The organism is Amycolatopsis kentuckyensis (assembly GCF_002155975.1).
In the GTDB taxonomy this organism is placed as follows: Bacteria; Actinomycetota; Actinomycetes; order Mycobacteriales; family Pseudonocardiaceae; genus Amycolatopsis; species Amycolatopsis kentuckyensis.
This window is the reverse complement of record NZ_MUMI01000024.1, coordinates 26,483-45,043: the sequence shown is the minus strand read 5'-3', so window position 1 is coordinate 45,043 and position 18,561 is coordinate 26,483. Positions and strand designations below refer to the sequence as shown.

At 71.4% G+C, this 18,561-nt stretch carries 18 protein-coding genes; 6 read left to right on the top strand and 12 right to left on the bottom strand.

Annotated features, from left to right (window positions below; genetic code table 11):
* Genes CCN39_RS02450 through CCN39_RS49170 form a run of 3 tightly spaced genes read left to right on the top strand, consistent with a single transcriptional unit; the run spans nt 1 to nt 1,300 of the window.
* Nucleotides 1-555, top strand: coding sequence for a SigE family RNA polymerase sigma factor (locus CCN39_RS02450; RefSeq protein ID WP_086838172.1), 555 nt, complete (start codon nt 1-3; stop codon nt 553-555).
* A 5-nt stretch (nt 556-560) separates the two neighbouring features.
* On the top strand, nt 561-1,046 hold the full coding sequence (locus CCN39_RS02445; RefSeq protein ID WP_086838171.1) for a hypothetical protein: 486 nt from the start codon (nt 561-563) through the stop codon (nt 1,044-1,046).
* A gap of 2 nt (nt 1,047-1,048) precedes the next feature.
* A complete protein-coding gene (locus CCN39_RS49170; protein ID WP_143263911.1) occupies nt 1,049-1,300 on the top strand; it encodes a hypothetical protein in 252 nt (83 codons plus the stop codon).
* Nucleotides 1,301-1,363: 63 nt separating this feature from the next.
* On the opposite strand, the gene CCN39_RS02440 is transcribed toward CCN39_RS49170, so the two are convergent.
* Nucleotides 1,364-2,698 carry an MFS transporter gene (locus CCN39_RS02440; RefSeq protein ID WP_086838170.1) on the bottom strand — a complete coding sequence of 445 codons (1,335 nt, stop codon included), beginning with the start codon at nt 2,696-2,698 and terminating at the stop codon, nt 1,364-1,366.
* A 237-nt stretch (nt 2,699-2,935) separates the two neighbouring features.
* Between CCN39_RS02440 and CCN39_RS02435 the strand changes: the two genes are divergently transcribed.
* Nucleotides 2,936-3,529, top strand: coding sequence for a PaaI family thioesterase (locus CCN39_RS02435; protein ID WP_208630112.1), 594 nt, complete (start codon nt 2,936-2,938; stop codon nt 3,527-3,529).
* A 59-nt stretch (nt 3,530-3,588) separates the two neighbouring features.
* On the opposite strand, the gene CCN39_RS02430 is transcribed toward CCN39_RS02435, so the two are convergent.
* From CCN39_RS02430 to CCN39_RS02385, 11 genes are all read right to left on the bottom strand, one after another.
* Nucleotides 3,589-6,291, bottom strand: coding sequence for a serine/threonine-protein kinase (locus CCN39_RS02430; protein ID WP_086838168.1), 2,703 nt, complete (start codon nt 6,289-6,291; stop codon nt 3,589-3,591).
* Nucleotides 6,292-6,364: 73 nt separating this feature from the next.
* Nucleotides 6,365-7,339: a glutamate ABC transporter substrate-binding protein gene (locus CCN39_RS02425; protein ID WP_244210585.1), complete on the bottom strand. Its 975-nt coding sequence runs from the start codon at nt 7,337-7,339 to the stop codon at nt 6,365-6,367.
* Nucleotides 7,336-8,745, bottom strand: coding sequence for a GlnX family signal transduction membrane protein (locus CCN39_RS02420; protein ID WP_086838166.1), 1,410 nt, complete (start codon nt 8,743-8,745; stop codon nt 7,336-7,338). The genes CCN39_RS02425 and CCN39_RS02420 overlap by 4 nt, the downstream gene beginning before the upstream one ends.
* 192 nt (nt 8,746-8,937) lie before the next feature.
* Entirely contained in the window at nt 8,938-10,059 is a 1,122-nt protein-coding gene (locus tag CCN39_RS02415) for a sensor histidine kinase (RefSeq protein ID WP_244210584.1), read from the bottom strand.
* Nucleotides 10,060-10,088: 29 nt separating this feature from the next.
* Nucleotides 10,089-11,351, bottom strand: coding sequence for a helix-turn-helix domain-containing protein (locus CCN39_RS02410; RefSeq protein WP_086838164.1), 1,263 nt, complete (start codon nt 11,349-11,351; stop codon nt 10,089-10,091).
* Nucleotides 11,352-11,435: 84 nt separating this feature from the next.
* The gene (locus CCN39_RS02405) at nt 11,436-12,185 is read right to left on the bottom strand and encodes a thiamine pyrophosphate-dependent enzyme (protein WP_086838163.1); all 750 of its coding nucleotides are present in this window, start codon (nt 12,183-12,185) and stop codon (nt 11,436-11,438) included.
* The gene (locus tag CCN39_RS02400) at nt 12,182-13,216 is read right to left on the bottom strand and encodes an ATP-NAD kinase family protein (protein ID WP_086838162.1); all 1,035 of its coding nucleotides are present in this window, start codon (nt 13,214-13,216) and stop codon (nt 12,182-12,184) included. The genes CCN39_RS02405 and CCN39_RS02400 overlap by 4 nt, the downstream gene beginning before the upstream one ends.
* Before the next feature lie 207 nt (nt 13,217-13,423).
* Nucleotides 13,424-13,648 (bottom strand): heavy-metal-associated domain-containing protein, encoded by a 225-nt coding sequence (locus tag CCN39_RS02395; protein ID WP_086838161.1) that lies wholly within the window; start codon nt 13,646-13,648, stop codon nt 13,424-13,426.
* Nucleotides 13,649-13,712: 64 nt separating this feature from the next.
* Nucleotides 13,713-13,916: a cold-shock protein gene (locus CCN39_RS02390; RefSeq protein WP_004563013.1), complete on the bottom strand. Its 204-nt coding sequence runs from the start codon at nt 13,914-13,916 to the stop codon at nt 13,713-13,715.
* Between the two features lie 206 nt (nt 13,917-14,122).
* Nucleotides 14,123-14,293 (bottom strand): hypothetical protein, encoded by a 171-nt coding sequence (locus tag CCN39_RS50610; RefSeq protein ID WP_167454953.1) that lies wholly within the window; start codon nt 14,291-14,293, stop codon nt 14,123-14,125.
* A gap of 213 nt (nt 14,294-14,506) precedes the next feature.
* Nucleotides 14,507-16,165, bottom strand: a complete 1,659-nt coding sequence (locus CCN39_RS02385) for a thiamine pyrophosphate-binding protein (RefSeq protein WP_086838160.1) — start codon at nt 16,163-16,165, stop codon at nt 14,507-14,509.
* 84 nt (nt 16,166-16,249) lie between these two features.
* Between CCN39_RS02385 and CCN39_RS02380 the strand changes: the two genes are divergently transcribed.
* Nucleotides 16,250-17,581 carry a hydroxyacid-oxoacid transhydrogenase gene (locus CCN39_RS02380; RefSeq protein ID WP_434781078.1) on the top strand — a complete coding sequence of 444 codons (1,332 nt, stop codon included), beginning with the start codon at nt 16,250-16,252 and terminating at the stop codon, nt 17,579-17,581.
* Nucleotides 17,575-17,988: an acyl-CoA thioesterase gene (locus CCN39_RS02375; protein WP_086838159.1), complete on the top strand. Its 414-nt coding sequence runs from the start codon at nt 17,575-17,577 to the stop codon at nt 17,986-17,988. Before CCN39_RS02380 ends, CCN39_RS02375 begins: the two co-directional genes overlap by 7 nt.
* The last annotated feature ends 573 nt before the right edge of the window (nt 17,989-18,561 follow it).

The following is an 18,561-nucleotide window of genomic DNA, read 5'->3' as shown; positions in this document are numbered from 1 at the left end:
GTGATTTCCCGCTCCCGTCCGTCGACCGGGCCGGGCTCGCCGTGGGACGGCGAGTTCGCCCGGTACTTCGGCGAGCGCGCGCACAGCCTGCGATCGACCGCCTTCCTGCTCTGCGGGGACTGGCACCAGGCCGAAGACCTCACGCAGGCCGCGCTGCTCAAGCTCTACCTCGCCTGGCCGAGGCTGTCGCGGCACGACGCGCTGGACGCCTACGCGCGCAAGGTCGTCCTGCGCACGTTCCTCGCCGAGCACCGGCGCAGCAGGTGGAAACGGGAGCGGCTCACCGACGCTCCGCCGGAACTCCCGGCGGAGCCCGCCGCGAGCCACCAGGACGAACTGGTCCGGCAGGCGCTGGCCGTGCTGGCCCCCAAGCAACGCGCCGTGCTGGTGCTGCGGTACTTCGAGGACCTGAGCGTCGAAGAGACGGCGAAGGCACTCGGCTGCAGCACCGGCACGGTGAAGAGCCAGGCCTCCCGCGGCCTGGCCACGCTGCGCAAGCGGCTCGGCCCGCACTACGGTGCGTTGACCTTCAGCGCACCCTCGGAGGGGAGGTGACGAACATGGACCCCGAAGACGACGTCCGTGCGATCCTGACCGGCGCGGCCGGCGGCCCGCAGCCGCCGATGCGCCTCGAAGCCACCGACGTGATCGAGCGCGGCGGCCGGGTCCGGCGACGACGCAAGCGCTTCGCCGTCGCGGGCACTTCGGCCGCGACGGCGGTCGTCCTCGCGGTGGCCGGTTTCCTGGCCGGCCACCGCGTGGGCCCGCCGGAGCCGGTGGAGCCCGCCGGCCCCGGGCTGTCCACGATCGGCACCACTTCCCCGGCCTCCCCCTCCCCCTCGCTCGAGGTCCCGCCGACGTCGATCGCGCCGGAACCGTCGTCGGCCCAGCCGGGCCAGACCCGGTCCCGCTCCCAGCGGACGTCGACACCGCAGGCGCCGTCCGCGGGACCGCGGGAGACCTCCCGCCCGTCCCTGGCGACCTCGCCGACCTCGACTCCGGTCGCGACCCGGCCCGGCGCCCCGACGGCGGCGACCACGCGCTAGCCGTGGCGCAGATCACCGCGCGTTCGTGGGTTTCCGGCGAAATACCCGGCCGGTTCGTGGCGATATGTCCGGTGGCGTTCCGATCGGACGCCGGACAGCTGCTCAGCCGGCCGCCGCGCCGGCCCGAGAACCCGAGGAGGAAGCACATGGTGCTCGCCGCACTGATCGTCGAAACCGGAATTGCCGTCGTGGTCGCGGGGGCGCTCGCCGCCTGGTCCCGCAGGCGCTTCACTCCTCGCCGCGACGCGGTCTGACCCACGACGCACGTGTGCCCCGCCCGGTGATCCGGACGGGGCACACGGCTTTCCGGAGACCGCTCAGCGCTGAGCGGCCGCGGAGGTCAGCCTGCCGGTGTTGTCTTCGGTGTCGATCTGCTCCATCGGGACCTGCGACGTCTCCGGGATCTTGATGATCGGGAGGATCGCGATCAGCGCCGCCGCCATCAGGTAGTACGCCGGCCAGTCCTCGTTGCCGGTGCTCTTGATCAGCGCCGTCACGATGACACCGCAGGTACCGCCGAACAGCGACGTCGAGATGTTGTAACCGATCGCGAACGAGCCGTAGCGGACCCGCGTCGGGAACATCGCCGGGAACGTCGAGCCGATCACCGCGAGCATGAAGACCAGCAGGATCGCCACGATCAGGAACCCGACGAACAGCCACAGGATGCTGCCGGACTGCATGAGCTTCAGGCAGGGCCAGCTCAGCACCAGGAACCCGATGGCCGCGGTGAGCAGCAGCGGTTTCCGGCCGATCCGGTCGGACAGGGCGCCGAGCGGGATGATGATCGCCATCTGGATGACTTCGACCGCGATGATGATCAACGTCGAGGTGTTGTCGTTGATCTTCAACGTGTCGGTGAAGTACGTCGGCATCGTCGTCAGCAGCAGGTAGTCCGCGACGTTCAGCAGCAGGACGATGCCGATCAGGTTGAGGATCATCCGCCAGTTGCGGACGAAGATCTCCTTGAGCGGCGCCTTCTTCGGCGCCTCGCCCGCGGCCTCCATCCGGCGGAACTCGGGGGTGTCCTCGAGCTTGTTCCGCAGGTAGAGCCCGATCAGGCCGAGCGGCAGCGCAACGAAGAACGGGATCCGCCAGCCCCAGGCGTCGACCTGCTCGGGCGACATGGACAGCGTCACCGACAGCACCACCAGGTTGCCGAGCACGTAGCCGGCCAGCGTGCCGAGCTCGAGGAAGCTGCCGAAGAAGCCCCGGCGCTTCGTCGGGGAGTACTCGGCGATGAACGTCGCCGCCCCGCCGTACTCGCCGCCGGTGGAGAAGCCCTGGATGATCCGCAGGAGCAGGATCGCGATCGGCGCCGCGATGCCCATGCTGTAGCTGCCGGCGTAGGTCGGCAGGACGCCGACCAGGAACGTGCAGCCGGACATCAGCAGGATGGTGATGGCGAGGACCCGCTTGCGGCCGAGCTTGTCGCCGAGCGGCCCGAAGAACGCCCCGCCGAACGGCCGCACGATGAAGCCGACCGCGAGCAGCGCCAGCGACTTCAGCACGGCGTTCCCCTCACCGGGGAAGAACTGCGTGCCGATGCTCACCGCGATCGCACCCGAGGTGAAGACGCCGTAGTCGTACCACTCGGTGGCGTTGCCCATCGCCGACGCCCACACGGCGCGCTTGACGGTTCTCTCGTCCACTGACGGTTTGCCCGTCGTTGCTGCTGGTTCGCTCATGCCGGCGACGACTCCTCCCGTGCAGTGCCCACTGGGCCGTTCGAGCTCATCAGCCCAGTCTTGACCGGCTCTTCCGCGTCGGCAGTCTGAGCCGCGAATTGTCTACAGTCGGGAACTTTCCGGCTACTGAGAGAAGTTCGTTGCGGACATACCTCGCGGGCCGGGCGCAGTCTCCGGCTACCCGCCGGTTAACGTCAGCGCATGAGTCGTGTTTCTCAACCCTGGCCGCCGGTGGCGGTGGAGCCCGCGGTCCCGCACCCGAAGGCGCCGGAACCGGGCACCGAGCTCGGCGTGCACTTCGCGGAGTGCTTCGGGTGCGGCGACGAGGCCGACGCCGGGCTGCACCTGCGCTCGACCGTCGGCGAGGGCCAGGTCGTGCACTCGCGGTTCACCGTCACCGCGGCCCACCAGGGCGCGCCCGGGCTGGCCCACGGCGGCCTGCTGGCCTGCGCGTTCGACGAGGCGCTCGGCTCGACGGTCGGCAACCTGATGCGCCGACCGGCGGTGACCGGCAAGCTCGAGACGGACTTCCGGCGGCCGGTCCCGGTGGGTTCGACGCTGTTCATCGAGGCCCGGCTGGACGGCATCGCGGGCCGCAAGATCTACGTCAGCGCGGACGGCCGCCTCGACGCCGAGGACGGCCCGATCGCGGTCAGCGCGCGGGCGTTGTTCGTCGTCGTCGGCTTCGAGCACTTCAACACCCATGGTGACCCGCAGGCGCTGGAGAAGCTGGCCGCGCAACACGAGAAGAACCAGCGGGAACGCGCCGAACGCGACTGGGAGATCAACCCGTGACCCCGGCCGGTCGTGAGGGGCAAGGCGGGTTCTGACCGGCCTTGCCGCTCACGACGGCGTCAGGTGAGGGTCCGGGGCCGGATCGTGTTGGCTCGGTCCACCAGCTCGATGCGCTCCTCGATCGTGCCCGCCAGCCGGGCCAGCGCCCGGTAGCACCGTTCGAGGCCGAACCGCAGCTCGCGTTCCTCGAGCGGGCACCCGAGCACCCGCGCGCCCGGTGTCGGCTTGCCCTGCTTGACCCACTCGTGCGCGGCTTCGAGCACGCCGGCGGACAGCTGCGTCCGGCGTTCGGCGTCCAGCCGGAGCCGCTCGAGCCGGGCCGACGCGTCGAGCAGGTCGTGCTCGGTGACCGGGGTTTCGCGGCCGTTGGCCTTGGTCGCGGTGGTCTTGATCTTGATGGCCGCGACCTGCGCGTCGACGTAGTGGGTGGAGGACGGCGGCACGGTCTCGAGCACCTCGACCGCGCTGGCCCGCGCCCCCTGCGCCAGGTACACGCGGGCGAGGCCGAAGGCGGCGCTGACGTAGGTGCGGTCGGTGCGCCAGACCAGTTCGTAGAACCGCGCGGCGGCGAAGTAGTCGCCGACGCCTTCGGCGCTGACGCCCAGAGCGAGCTTCGGGGCGATCTCGCCCGGCAGGTCGTCGTACACCGCTTCGAACGCGACGTGCGCAACCCGCGAACGGCCACCGGCGAGTTCGATCAGGCCGCGGTACCAGTCGATCCGCCAGTCGTGCGGGAAGCCGTTCTTGATGGCCAGGTACTGCGCGGCCTGCAGCTGCCGCTGGGCCTCGGCGAACTCGCCCAGCTCGATCCGGGCGCGCACGATCCGCAGCCGCACCTCGATCGACTCGCGCGGCGCGCCGGCCAGTGCCTCGATGGCGGCCCGCGGGTCGAGCGCGGTCGTGGTGGCGAGCACGCCTGCCGCCGGGTCGTCCGTATCCACCTGCGGGATCGGCAGGCCGGCGACGACCTCGTCCGCGCCGGGCAGCGGCACGCTGGCGCCGGTTTCGGGCACCACCAGCTGCACGCCGAAGGTGCGGCTCTCCGGGCCGAACACCGTGGACGCGCCGGGCCGCGGCTTGCCGGTGCCGAGCGCCATGATCTCGCGCAGCACGCCGGTGAGCTGGTCGGCCATCTCCTCGGCGGAGAGGAACCGCCGATCCGGGTCGGAGTGCGTCGCCCGCCGCAGGAACCGGTAGTACGAACCGAACAGCGCGAACAGCGGGACGGCGTCCGGGCCGGGCAGGGTCGTCTTGAACTTGCTGGTGTAGCCGGTGAATTCGAAGCTGAGCACGGCGAGCGTGCGCCCGACGGTGAACAGGTCCGAAGCCACCGACGCGCCCTGGGTCGGCAGTTCCGGTGCGCTGTAGCCGGTGGTGAAGAACAGCGGGCTCTCGTAGTCGTCGGTGCGGCGGACCGCGCCGAGGTCGATCAGCTTGAGCTGCTCGTTGGTCTGGATGACGTTGTCCGGCTTGAGGTCGCAGTAGAGCAGGCCCTGGCTGTGCAGGTAGCCGAGCGCGGGCAGGATCTCCAGCCCGTAGGCGATGACCTGGCCGATGGGCAGCGGCTCCGGGCGGCGGCTTTCCCGGTGGTGCGCCAGCGCGAGCTGCCGCAGCGACTGGCCGCCGACGTACTCCATGACGATGTAGCCGGTGGTCGTCCCGCTGTGGGCGTCCGGGTGCTGCACGAAGTTGTGGATCTTGACGATGTTCGGGTGCTCGACCTCGGCGAGGAACCGCTGCTCGTTGGCCGCGGCCGCCATCGCCGTCGCGTCACCGGTGTCGATCAGTCCTTTGAGGACGACCCAGCGGTCGCTGACGTTGTGGTCCTGCGCCAGGTAGATCCAGCCGAGACCGCCGTAGGCGATGGCGCCGAGGACCTCGTACTGGCCACCGACGAGCTCGTGCGGCTGCAGCTTCGGGAGGAAGGAGAACGGCGCGCCGCAGTTCTCGCACTTCCCTTCCGGCGAACCGGGTTTGCCGTCCTTGCCACGGCCGACCTTCGCGTTGCAGCTGCCGCAGAACCGCTTTTCCTCCGACACCACCGGGTTCGTCAGCACCGCGGACGCGGGATCGCGCGCGGGGACCGGCGGGACCTCGACCAGCCCGGCGCCGAGCCGGCCGCGGCGTGACCGGGACGTCCGCGACGACGTCCGTCGCGAGGTGCCGGGGAACGCGCCGGAGCCGGAACCCGAGCCGCTGCCGGTCCCCGTTCCGGTGCCGGTGCCGGTTCCCGTCCCGGTGTGCCGGCCCTCGCTGGTGCGCTCGGGCAGGACGCTTTCGGTGCCCGGGTCGGGCAGCGGCGCGCCGGGACCGGTGTCCGGCCGCGGCACCGGCGGCATGATGCTCTGGGTCTCCGGCGCCGGCGAGGCGAGGACACTCGTCGGCTGCGGCGCGTCGGGGTCCGGCCGGAAGGCCTGCGCCGGCGGGGCGACGGGCACGTTCGGAGGCTGCGGCGCGTCGGAATCCGGGCGTAGGGCCTGCGTCGGCGGGGCGACCGGGGCGATGCTGCCCGGCGGGCGGGTCGGGTCTTCGGCACCCGGGATCGGCGGCCGGGCGGCGGACGGCTGCCCGCGCGGCGGCGTCGGCGGGCGGCGCACGGGTGCCTGCCCGCCGGCCGGTTCGCCGTCGTCGAGGCGGCCCGAGATCGACGGCTCCGGCGTCTCCCACCGCACCGGTGGCGGCGGCTGCCAGCTCGGCGCGGCCACCTGCTGCGGCTCGTCGTCCGGCGCGGCGTGCCGAGGACGGCGCGGCTCCTCCGACACTGCTACCTCCCGGATCCCCTGCGACGTGCGGAGATCGATCCTAGTCGCGCTGTGCTGCCTGGTCCTGCGACGTTCACTGCTGGTACTGGGGCGACGGCGGCGAAGCCGGTCCGAGGCGGGCTTCCACCCAGCGGCGGTAGCTGTCCTGCCACACGCCGTTGCCGCGGATCTGGTCGAGGACCGCGTTGACGTAGCGGACCATGTCTTCGTGGTCCTTCGGCACGCCGATGCCGTAGTTCTCCTGCGTCAGCCGGTCGCCGCGGACCTCGAGCGTCGAGTCCTGCGCGGCCATCCCGGCGAGGATGGTGTCGTCGGTCGACACCGCCTCGACCTGGCCCTGCTGGAGCATCACCAGGCAGTCCGACCAGTTGTCCACCGAGATCGGCACGGGTTTGGCCGGGTCCGTCGCGATCTTCGCCAGCGACGTCGACTTCTTGGTCGCGCATACCCGCTTGCCGCTCAGGTCCGCCAGCTTCTGCGCCTTCGACTCCTTGGTGACCAGGATCTTCTGGCCCGCCACGTAGTACACGGAGGAGAACTCGACGTCCTTCTTGCGCGCGCAGGTGATGCTGTAGGTCCGGACCACGATGTCGACCTGGTGCTTCTTCAGGACTTCCTCGCGCTGCGACGACGGGATCGCGCGGAACTGGACGTGGCCGTCGGCCGAGCCGAAGATCGCCTTGGCGACCGCGTTGACCATGTCGATGTCGAAGCCCTCGAGGTTGCCCGAGGTCGGGTTGCGGAAGCCGAACAGGTACGTGGTCTGGTCGACGCCGGCGATGAGCTTGCCGCGCTTGCGGATGTCGGACATCGTCGAGTTGTCGGGGACGGTCGTGCTGGTCGGCGACAGGCTGGCCAGCGGGTTGCAGCTGGTGTCGGAGGTGCCGCCGGCCGTCGCGTCCGGGCCGCCGACGTGCGCGGGCTGCGGCCAGGCGGCGTTGCCGACCGGCGCCGGGTCGATCGGTTTCCCGGGACTGCCGCAGGACGCCGCCAGCAGCGCGACGACCGCCAGCACACCTGCCCGGACCGTGTTCCCGCGCCTGTTCACCGGTACTCCCTCAGTCGCTCCCGGATCCCCATGGTGACACCCGCCGCGGCGACGATCGCCAGCACGGCCAGGCCGGGGGCGAGGAGCGTCAGTGCGCGGTCACCGTTGTGGGTGTCGTCGACGAAGTCCTGCCGGCCGACGTCGATCGCGGCCTGGAGGCTGTCGTCGAGCCGCCGGAACGCCGGTGCCGAGCCGCCTTTCGCGTCCTCCTGCACGGCGGAGTCGACGGCTTCCTGGTACGCCCCGGCGTCGTCCTGGGCGCGCACCTGCCGGTGGGCCTTGAGCCAGTCGGTCGCGGCCGCCGACGCGTCGGCGACCTTCGTGGCGCCCTCGCCGTCCTTGATCAGGCCGCGGGCTTCGCCGAGGAGACCGCCCTGGCCGTCCTCGCCGACCAGCTGGACCGCCTTGGCGCTGAAGTCCCTCTCGTACGCCACGCCGTCGCCGCGGGCGACCAGCGTCAGCGTTTCGTCGGCGCGGGCCTGCAGCGCGGCGATCCGCGCGCGGACGAGCACGTCGACGCGGTGCGAACCGTCGTCCTGGCCGCTGCCGACCAGGCTGCCCTGGAAGACCAGCGCGACCGCGCCCCACAGCAGCGACACCACGACGGCGGCCGTGGCGATGACGAGCCCGACGTTGAGCAGCCGGTTGGTGCGCCGGGTCAGGTAGACCTGGGCGACGATCAGCGCGGCCAGCAACGCGATCATGAGGATCGTGGCGAGCCACGGGAATCCGGTGGCGCTGTCCTGCTCTTCGATGAGCCGCTCGGTGTCGACGCGGTAGAGGTCCTGGGCGGCGGGCAGGATCTTCGCCCGCATCAGCTCGGACGCCTCGCGCAGGTAGGACGCGCCGACCGGGTAGCCGAGCCGGTTGTTCGCCCGGGCGGTCTCGACGAGCCCGGTGTAGACGGGCAGCTGCTGGTTCAGCACGTCGACCGGGGCGGCGGCGTCGGCGACGTCGGCGCTGTCGGAAGCGGCCTTGGCGAGCGCGGCGCCCGCTTCGGCGATGTCCCGTTCGTAGCGCTGGCGGAGCTCGGGCGGCTCGGTGCCGATGGAGAGGAACGCGCTCGCGGCGGTCGCGTCGGCGTCCGAGAGCGAGCGGTAGACCTGCTGCGACGCGGCGGCCAGGGGCTCGCGGCGGTCGATGACGCCGCTGATCGTGTCGTCGCGGTCCTGCACCGACAGCGTCGCGACGAGCCCGGCGACGAGCGCCAGCAGCACCAGCCCGACGGCGATCACGGTGAGCCGGCCCGGCGTGGTCGCGGCCGACCGGACGACGGCGCGGACGCCCTGGCCCGGCAGCTCGAGCAGCCCCAGCAGGCCGCTGCGGCCCCCGGTGCGGTCGCGGTTGCCCGGTGGCGACGGCGGAGGTCCCGGCGCGGGCGCCGGGGCCGTCGCGGTGCTGGTCATCCCCGAATTCCTCCCCCTGCCATCCGGGGCCTCGCCCCAGGCCGGGGGCTTCGCCTCCCGGAGCCCCCGAAAAAAGATCGCTGTGAGCCGTACCCGCAGAAGGTAGCCGAGTCGCCGCGCGCGCAGCCACCGGCACCGCCCGCTGTCATCAGCACGTGATCTGGGCGGACGTGTTCCCGCGCACACCGGCGCTCAGGTCCGGACTTCCGCCAGCACGCGCCAGTGGCCGTCTTCGGGGCCCGAGGTCAGCGTTCCACCGGCGAGGGCGAGCCGCTCGCGCATGCCGGCCAGGCCGAATCCTTCACCTATCCGAGTGACGGTGGGAAGGGGGTTGCGGACGTCGAGCCGGACGAGGCCGGGCGCGTGGCTCAGCCGCACCCGGATGTCCTCGCCCGGCGCGTGCTTACCGGCGTTGGTCAGGGCTTCCCGCGCGATGCCGGCCAGGGCGACAGCCGCCGCGGACGGGAGCGGCCGGGGGTCGCCATCGGCGTCGAACGCGACGCTGACGCCGTGGTCGCGGGCGTGCGCGGCGGCGACCGCGGCGAGGGTTTCGGTGAGCGGCGGGACATCCTGGCGGAGCGCGGCGACGGCGTCGCGTGCCTCGGCCAGCCCGTCCGCGGCGAGCTTCCGCGAGCGCCGCACGGACCGCAGCGCACCGTCCACATCGGACCGTTCGGCCAGCAGCGCCTCGGCGAGCTCGAGTTGAACGCCCAGCGCGCCAAGGGAGTGCGCGAGGACGTCGTGGAGCTCGCGGGCGATCCGGGTGCGTTCGTCGAGCGCGGCGGCGCGGGCGTGTTCGGCCTGGGCGAGCCGCGTCTGCTCCAGCAGCGCCTCGCTCTGCGCCGCCTGCACCTCGTACTGGCGGCGGTTGAGCCCGAGCAGCACCAGCAGCAGCATCACCCCGGCGTCGGCGAGCGACTCGCCGAGGGAGTGGCCGGCGAGCGCGTGCGACGTCACCGCCAGCGCGGCGTCCAGGAGGCTGGTGGCGAGGATCGCGCCGACGCTGACCGAGGTGAGCGTGGCGAGCCGGCCGAGGGCGATGACGGACAGCAGGATCGCCGACGAGTCCCCGGCCCAGCCGACGATCGCCGCCGGCAGCACGCTCGCTCCGGCGAGCAGCGCGGCCGCCGTCTTGGGTCGGCGCTGGGTCAGCAGGACGAAGCCGAGCCAGCTCGCGGTCGCAACGCCGTACGCGGTCCAGATGCGCGGGTCGGTCTCACGTGCGGTGAGCAGGGTGGCGGCGAAGAAGAGCGTGCCGAGCAGCTGCACCACCAGCCAGCTCGGCGCGATGGTGTCGGGCAGGCGTTTCAGCACGGCGTCCATGATCCCGCTCGGCCGGGGAGTCAGCCTCGGATGGCCGGAGCGAGCGAGTGCGGGAGCACGGCTTCGTGGTCCGGTGGCCGCCGCACCACGACCTCGACGTCGTCGGCGAAGCGGTACGGCTTCGCGCCGAGGATGCCGCCGAAGTGCCTTCGCAGCCGGGACATCTCGGCGCGGACGGTGACCGTCCGGCCGGCGTCGCCGAACAGGTCGGCCGACAGCTCGGACGCCGACCGGCCGTCGCGGTGGCTGGCCAGCACATACAGGACTTCGGCGTGGCGCGGGCTGAGCCGGTGCGTCCAGGTCCCGGCCGCGCTGGCCACGGTGAGCTCGGGCTCCCGCGGCGACCGGACGTCGAGCACGACGCGGGTGGGCGGCGCGGCCTCGTTCTCGGTCAGCCGGAGCAGCCAGCCGCCGGGCACCGGCTCGACCGAGCAGCCGCCGTACGCGGGCAGCCAGGCCCGTCCGGCCCCGAGGCCGGTGGGCAGCGCGACCCGGTCGACGGGCGCGAGCCCGGCGGCCGCGGCGACCCAGCCGTGTTCGTCGGCCACCATCGCCCGTCCCCCGACCTTCGCGAGGACCGGGACGGCGAAGCCGCGAAGCCGTTCGAGCTCGGTGAGGTGGGTGGTGCGCAGCTGGGTCTCCGCGAGCCGCGTCACGGCGTCGACCAGCGCCAACGTCGTCGCGTGGACGGTCGAGGCCGGCCCGGAAAGGTCGACGACGCCGAGCAGCCGGCCGTCGCGCGGGTCGTGCAGCGGCGCGGCCGCGCACGTCCAGGAGTGCTGGGCCCGGACGTAGTGCTCGGCGGAGTACACCTGGATCGGGCTGCGCGCGACGAGCGCGGTGCCGATCGCGTTGGTGCCGACGGACTGCTCCTGCCAGTCGACGCCCTCGACGAACCCGAGCCGGTCGGCGCGGCGGCGGACCGCGGCGCTGCCGTCCCGCCAGAGGACGGCACCAGCGGCGTCGGCGATCACCATGATGTGCGCGGCCTGCTCGGCGAGGCTGATCAGGCCACCGCGCAGGATCGGCAGCGCCTCGGCCAGCCCGCTCCCGCGGCGGCGCGCTTCCAGCTGCTCGAAGCTCAGGACGGGTGCGGCGGCCCGGCTGTCCGGGTCCACGCCGAGCCGGCGCATGCGCTGCCAGGACGCGCCGATGACCGGCCGCAGCTTGCTGGGCAACGCCCGGCCGTTCAGGGCTGCCTCGTGCACTTCCGCGAGGACGCGGGCATGCCGCCGGGGATCCGCCCCGGCCGGCAACGCCGCCTCCAGGTCTCGCTGCCCCAACCGCCGCTCCTCGTGCTGTACCTCCTCGGAGTCTGCCGTTTCGAGCGGATGATCGGTAGGTGGCGCGCGTCGCGGTTCGTCTGCTCAGTAAGAAACGTAGACGTCGGTCTCCAGCTCGTCCGGGGCGGATTTCGGCGCGGAGACGGAGACCTCGATGAGCCGGGCGACGTCGGCGTCGATGGCGTCGAGGACCTGTTCGCGCAGCTCACCGCTGTCGGTGACGCGGGTGCGGAACCGCTGGAGGCAGTCCCCGACGTGCCGCGGGAAGCCGGCCTCGATCAGCGTCGGGCCGCCGCCGTCGCGGGCCCGGCCGACCGCTTCTCCGGCCGCTTCGTGGACGGCGAAGAAGTCGGATCCGTCGACGACGACCCCCGGCACGCCGAGCCCGGCCACCCGATCGGCGTAACCGGTGTCTTCCGTGACGAAGATGGCAGGGAGGTGCCAGGCCGAAGCGAGGTTCAGCGCCTCCAGCGTCGTGCCGGGGCCGTCCCCGAGGAAGGCGACGCCGACGCCGCCGAGGTCCTGCTGTTTCGCGGCGATGGCGGCGCCACAGATCAGCAGCGGGACGCCGCCTCGCGTGTCCGTCGGGATCGGCCGGTCGTGCCGGATCTCGGCCAGGACGGCCCGGACGTCGACGCCCTTGGCGATGCGGTGCCCGTGCCGGCGGTGCGTGCCGGCGATGGCGTCACGGCCGTCGAGGTGGAGGCAGATGCCCGCGGCCAGGGCTTCCTCGCCGGGGTACCGGTGCCCGCAGTCGCCGGTCGCGCGCACCTGCTCTTCGACGGCCCGGATGGTCCGCATCACGCGGTACGCACCCCGGAGGGAGTCCGTCATCTCCGGCGCTCCTTCCCCAGTTCGGTGTCCGTGCGCAGGAGCCCTTTTCGCGCCGCCTCCGCCATCGCGGCCCGGACGTCGACGACCCAAGGTCCGTCAGGTTTGAGCTCCACGAACGCGCTCTCACCGGTTTTGAGTTCGAGTTCGCGCTCGCCGTCGAGGGCGATGACACCGCCCGCCGCAGCGAGCTCGACGCGCACGCCGGGCTGCAGGAGCCCCCAGCCACGCACGCCGACCGGCCGCACGAGCCCGGGTGCGATCGGCGCGTGCACGACATACGGCGTCTCCCCGACCGGCCCCAGCTGCAGCGCGACGCCGTCCGGGCTCGACCGCGGGCTCGGACAGAGTTGGCCTGGAACGCTCGAGAGGCCGATACCGTCCGGCTCGGCGAAGGTGCAGTACAGCTCGGTGAGCGAGGACGGGTCCCACAGCGCCCGCGCCCCGATGTGCCTGCTCAGCGACACGCAGACGTCGACGAGCGCGATCTCCCTGCGTGCTTTGGTCACGACCTCCAGCACGCTGACCCGGTGCGTGACGAGGTCGGGATCGATCTGCCCGGTGGCGATCAGCCCGGCGGCCAAGCCGGCGACGGTCGCCTCCCGCACCTGCGGGAAGACGTTGTTGGTCCCGGTGGAGAGGGCGATCAGCGGAACGTCTTCGCAGGCCGCGGCGGCAACGCGGGCGGTCCCGTCCCCACCGAGGACGACGATGACCCCGGCACCGGCCTCGACCATGCGGCGCACGGCGTTCGTCGTGTCGGCGGCGGTGCCGGTGAGGGCGTCGTCCTCACAGAAGTCGACCTTCGGCCAGGAGCCGCCACGCCCGAGCGCGCGCAGGACCGCGGCGGAGATCCCGCCGAGGTCGGTCGAGACGAGAGCCCGGTCGAGCCCGGTGGCGGCGAACGCCGCCAGCAGCCGCTGGACCATGTTCGCCTTCTCCGCGGTGGGGAACACCGACGCCTGCGCGACCAGCCGGCGGATGTCCCGCCCCGAAGCGGGGTTCGCGACGATCCCCGCCACCGTTTCACCCACCTGACCTCCCGTTCTTTCACCGAAGAACAGGAGACTCCGTGATCGGGCGGAGCGGAAGGGTTGCAGGGCGTTGCAGTGGTGGTGCCGCAGTGTCCGCGCCCCCGCGCGACGCAGATCACACTGCGCGTCTCACCCAGTGGTCTCCAGTGGACTGTCCAACCTGGAGTGGCGGAGAAGAACCAACCGGATCGAGGTTCCAGTGAAGGGCTACGGCACCAGGTCGGCGACGCCCTCGTAGGTGAAGCCCGCCTCTTGGACCGCGGCCCGGACGTCCTCCTCGGCCAGCGCGGTGTGGGCTCGTACGAGGACCCGGCCGGCCGCGACGTCGACGTCCACTTCGACCACTCCGGGCAGTGCGGTGATTTCTTCGGTCACCGACTGGGCGCAGTGTCCGCAGCTCATCCCGGAAACGGTGTAACCGTGCTCGATCATGGTGCGCAGCGTACGAAAAGGGCCGCCACCCTGAACGGGTGACGGCCCTTTCCCAAGATCAAAGTCAGATCACGGTGACCGACGTGGCCTGCGGGCCCTTCTGGCCCTGGCCGATCTCGAACTCGACGCGAGCGTTCTCCTCGAGGGTACGGAAGCCGTTACCCTGGATCTCGCTGTAGTGAACGAAGACGTCGCCGCCACCGTTGTCGGGGGTGATGAAGCCGAACCCCTTCTCGGAGTTGAACCACTTCACAGTGCCCTGAGTCATCAAAAATCTCCATATGTAACACCAAAACAGGAAGCCACTTCGGCGACCCGGGTCAGCACCCGGACGGTTTGCTTCCTCGGCGAGGAGACACTACGCCCGCTGAAATCTGCGAGCGTGACTCATCACGAACACAAAAATCGAGACCATAAGCAGTAAAGCACACCTTGACCAGGGCGGACAAGCCATCTTCACCCGGGAGGGGTGAGCTATTCGCCACTCGCCGGACGCAGCCCCTCGGTGGCGAACGGCGAGCGCCAGGTGGCGTCCCGATCGGCGGCGACCACAGCGTCATCGTGGGCCTCTGAGCTGGCACTGAAGAGCACCGGTACGACGCCGGAGGACTTCCGCTGTTCGGATGCGTGCTGGTGATCGGTCACGTCGAAACTCCCCTCGTTCCCTGCCCGCTTCGGCGCGGGTCATGACCGTGATGGTGCCATGCGGCACCGACAGAAACCGGTTGTCTCCCGCCGGGACCCGGCCGGGAAGGTTCAGCGGCGAACCACCACCGGAACACCGTCAGGTTACCCGAGCCAAGGCCCTGCTACCACACGACATTCCCAGCTTTTCCGGAACGAAACAGAGCAAAACCGTTACTGGGCGGGAGGTTGCGGGCGCGCCTGCCCGAGCAGGGCCGAGAGCCGCACGTCCGGGGTCACGACATCGGGGTCCGTCCGCACGTCGATGACGCACGGCCGCTGCCGCACCAGAGCGCTGGCGATGATCGGCTCGAGCTCTTCACGATCGTCCACGGTGTACCCGGCCGCGCCCAGCCCACGCGCCCACGAAGCGAAGTCGGTCAACGGGATGGAGACCCCGGTGAGCCGGCCGTAGGTGCGCGCCTGGTGCATGGCGAGCGCGCCGTGGACGCCGTTCTGGAAGACGACCACCATGACCGGCGCCCGGTACCGGACGGCCGTTTCGATCTCCTGGCCGGTCATGAGCGTCCCGGCGTCCCCGACCATGGCCACGACGGTCCGCCGCGGCTCCGCGAGCTTCGCCGCAACGGCGGCCGGCACGGCGTAGCCCATGGCGGCGTTGCTCGGGCCGAGCTGGCTGCGCGGCGCCGTGAAGCACCAGTAGCGGTGCATGAACTGCGCGAAGTTGCCGGCGTCGCTGGTCACGATGGTGTCCTCGGGCGCGAGCTTCCGCAGCGCGCGGACGACGTCGACGGGGTGCACCCGCGTGTTCCCGCTGGTGTCGGGCGGGGTCATGAAGGTGTGGACGGCCGCGTTCGCCGCCGAAGCCCGCCGCGTCCTCGGCGACGCCACCTCTCGCAGCTCCCGCAGGAACGGCTCGACCTCGGAGTCGACGCGGAAGGTGAGCCCCCGCCGCTTCGGGCTGACGTCGATGCCGGTGCCGACCATGACGAGCGTCTGCTGCGCGGTCGGGTAGCGGTAGGCCTGCGTGGTCACCTCGTCGAGCTGGGTGCCGAGCGCGAGCACGAGGTCCGCGCGCTCGAGCGCGTCCAGCTGCCGCGCCGGGATGCCGAGCCCCAGGTGACCGGCGTACCGGGCGTGGTTTTCCGGGAAGGCGTCCTGCCGCCGGAAGGCGTTGTAGACGGGCAGCGCGAGCTCATCGGCGACGGCGATCAGCTCGTCCCGCGCCGACCGAGCCCGCCCGCCGACGATGACGACGGGGTATTTCGCCTCGTCGACCAGCTGAGCGACGGCGTCAGCCGAACGGCCCAGCGTCCCGGACGCCGGCGGCCGCACCCGCGCCATCGGCTTCGCTGCGTCGTAGGGCATCCCCCAGATGTCGCAGGGCACGCCGAGCACGACCGGCCCCGGCCGTCCTTCCTGCGACGTCGTCAGCGCGTGCGCCAGCAGCCCCGGCAGCCCGTCCGGGTCGGTCACCCGCACTGTCGACTTGGCGATCGACTCGAACATGGCCGTGAGGTCCGAGGTCGGCAGCTCCCCCGACGACGACCACACCGGCTCGATCGCCGGCGTCTCCAGCAGCACGACCATCGGCGTCTCGTCCTGGTACGCCGTTTGGACGCCGATGGCCAGGCTCGCCGCACTCGGCCCCCGGCTGGCGAGCAGCACGGCGGGACGTTCGGTGAGCTTCCCCTCGGCCTCCGCCATGAACGCCGCACCCGCGTCGTGGCGCGCCGAGACCAGCGTGATCTCCCGCTCCCGCTGCAGGGCGTCGAGCAGTTCCAGGAAGGACTCACCGACCACCGCGTACACGCGGCGGACACGCGCCTCGGTCAGGATCCGCACGGCCGTCTGGGCGACGGTCGCTCCCAGTTGGTATCTAATGAGGAGAGCTTAGGCGGGCACCGTTCAGTGCAGTCAAGTGATCTTCACCGAAACCGGACAAGGATAGGCCGAATGTCCGCTTTGACCGACTGCCAGCCGATCAAGGGAGCGAGGACCACCGACTTGGCCGCGACCGAACATGAAACTGTTTTTACTTATGGCGCACCGGCGTTGAAGTACGGCACCGGCGCCAGCGACGAGATCGGCTACGACCTCACCCAGTACGGCGCGCACCGCGTGCTCGTGGTGACGGATCCTCAGGTGGCCGCGACCGGCTGGCCCCGCCGCATAGCCGACGGCATCGCGGGCTACGGCATCGAGACCGAGATCTTCGACGGCGTACACGTCGAACCCACCGATGTCAGCATGCAGAAGGCGGTTGACTTCGCCCGGGGGACGGGTCCGTACGACGCCTTCGTCGCCGTCGGCGGCGGGTCCGCCATCGACACCGCCAAGGCCGCGAACCTCCTGACGAGCAACGACGGCGACCTGATGGACTACGTCAACGCCCCCGTCGGCGGCGGCCGCGCACCGGCCCAGCCGCTCAAGCCGCTGGTCGCGGTCCCCACCACCACCGGTACGGGGTCGGAGAGCACCACGGTCTGCGTCCTGGACGTGCTGTCGCTGCGTGTCAAGAGCGGAATCAGCCACCTGCGGCTGCGCCCGACCCTGGCCGTCGTCGACCCGCGGCTCACGGTCAGCCAGCCGCCCGGAGTGACGGCCGCCAGCGGCATGGACATCCTCTGCCACGCCGCAGAGAGCTACACCGCCAAGCCGTACACCGAGTTCGAGCGCAAGCGCCCGGAGCAGCGCGTGCCGTACTGCGGCTCGAACCCCCTGGCCGACATGTTCGCCGAGCAGTCCCTGCGGCTGCTGTCGTGGGCGCTCCCGGCTGCCGTGCGCGACGGTTCCGACCTCAAGGCCCGCGAGGCCATGGCCCTGGCCGCGACGTTCGCCGGCCTCGGCTTCGGCAACGCCGGCGTGCACATTCCGCACGCCAACGCCTATCCGATCGCCGGCCAGGTCAGGGATTTCCACCCGGACGGTTACCCGGGCGAAGAACCCATGGTTCCGCACGGCATGGCCGTCTCACTGACCGCACCCGCCGCATTCCGCTTCACCTTCGACGCGGCGCCGGACCGCCACCTGCGAGTCGCACGCCTCCTGGCGCCCGACTTCGAGTGGCCCGGCGACTTCGCCGACCACCTGCCCGCGGTGCTGATCGACCTGATGCGCCAGATCGGCATCCCGGACGGCATCGGTGCCGTCGGCTACACGGAGTCCGATGTGGACTCCCTCGTCGAGGGAACGCTCAAGCAGCAGCGCCTGCTGGCCACCGCGCCCCGCGAGGCATCCGCGGACGACCTGTCGGACATCCTGCGCGAGTCGGTGTCGCTGTGGTGAGCGAGTACCCACACTGGCAGACGATCCCGTTGCGCTGGAAGGACAACGACGTCTACGGGCACGTCAACAACGTGGTCCACTACTCCCTGATGGACACCGTGATCAACACGTGGCTCATCGAGCAGGGCGGCCTCGACATCGAAGCCGGGGCGGTGATCGGGCTGTGCGTCGAGTCGCACTGCGGGTATCACGCATCGGTGTCCTTTCCTGGCTCGCTGAGGGTCGGGTTGCGGGTCGCGCACCTCGGGAAGTCCAGCGTCCGCTACGAGATCGGGATGTACGCAGCCGACGAGTCCCTGGTCGCCGAAGGGCACTTCGTGCACGTCTTCGTCGACCGCGAGTCCCGCCGTCCGACACCGGTCTCCGGTAAGCTGCGGGAGGCGCTGGAGGCATTGCAGCCCGGATGACGTGCACCGCCGTCGTCTCACCTCCTCTTCGACAGTGCCGGTTCCGGGCTGTGTTTTCCTGTGCTTCCGATCATGCACCACGGCCCTGACAGAACGGCCCGATCGGACCGAGTTGTCCACAGGCAGCCCGGTCATCGTCGAGTTGTCCACAGATTCGCCGCGAGGGGTTCCACGCCCCCTCGACGGCGATAAGCTGAAGGCACATGAGATCGGTCCACAGTGGACGAGCTGTTTCCTCACCGGATCGGCTAGTAACACGGATGGCGACCTAGGCGTCGATCCGGTTGCGGCGGCAGAGTGGTGAGCCGACGGCTCGAGAGTGGTCCCGTACCCGTCGCCGGCAGGCGTCCCTGCGACGGTCGCGGCACCCGAGCACAGAAGTGGACCAACAGTGGTGGTCGCGCGTCCGCTTCCGGCAGACGCCCCGGGAGCGGACGCGCCACCGCTTTTTGTGGCCTGGTGGAGATCACGAAGTTGTCGCCGGTAGGCGCCCCGCCGACGACTGAAATCCCCACCGCGGAGGCCTGGTAGTGGTTGCGGCCCGTCGCCGGAAGGCGCCCCGCCGGCGGGCCG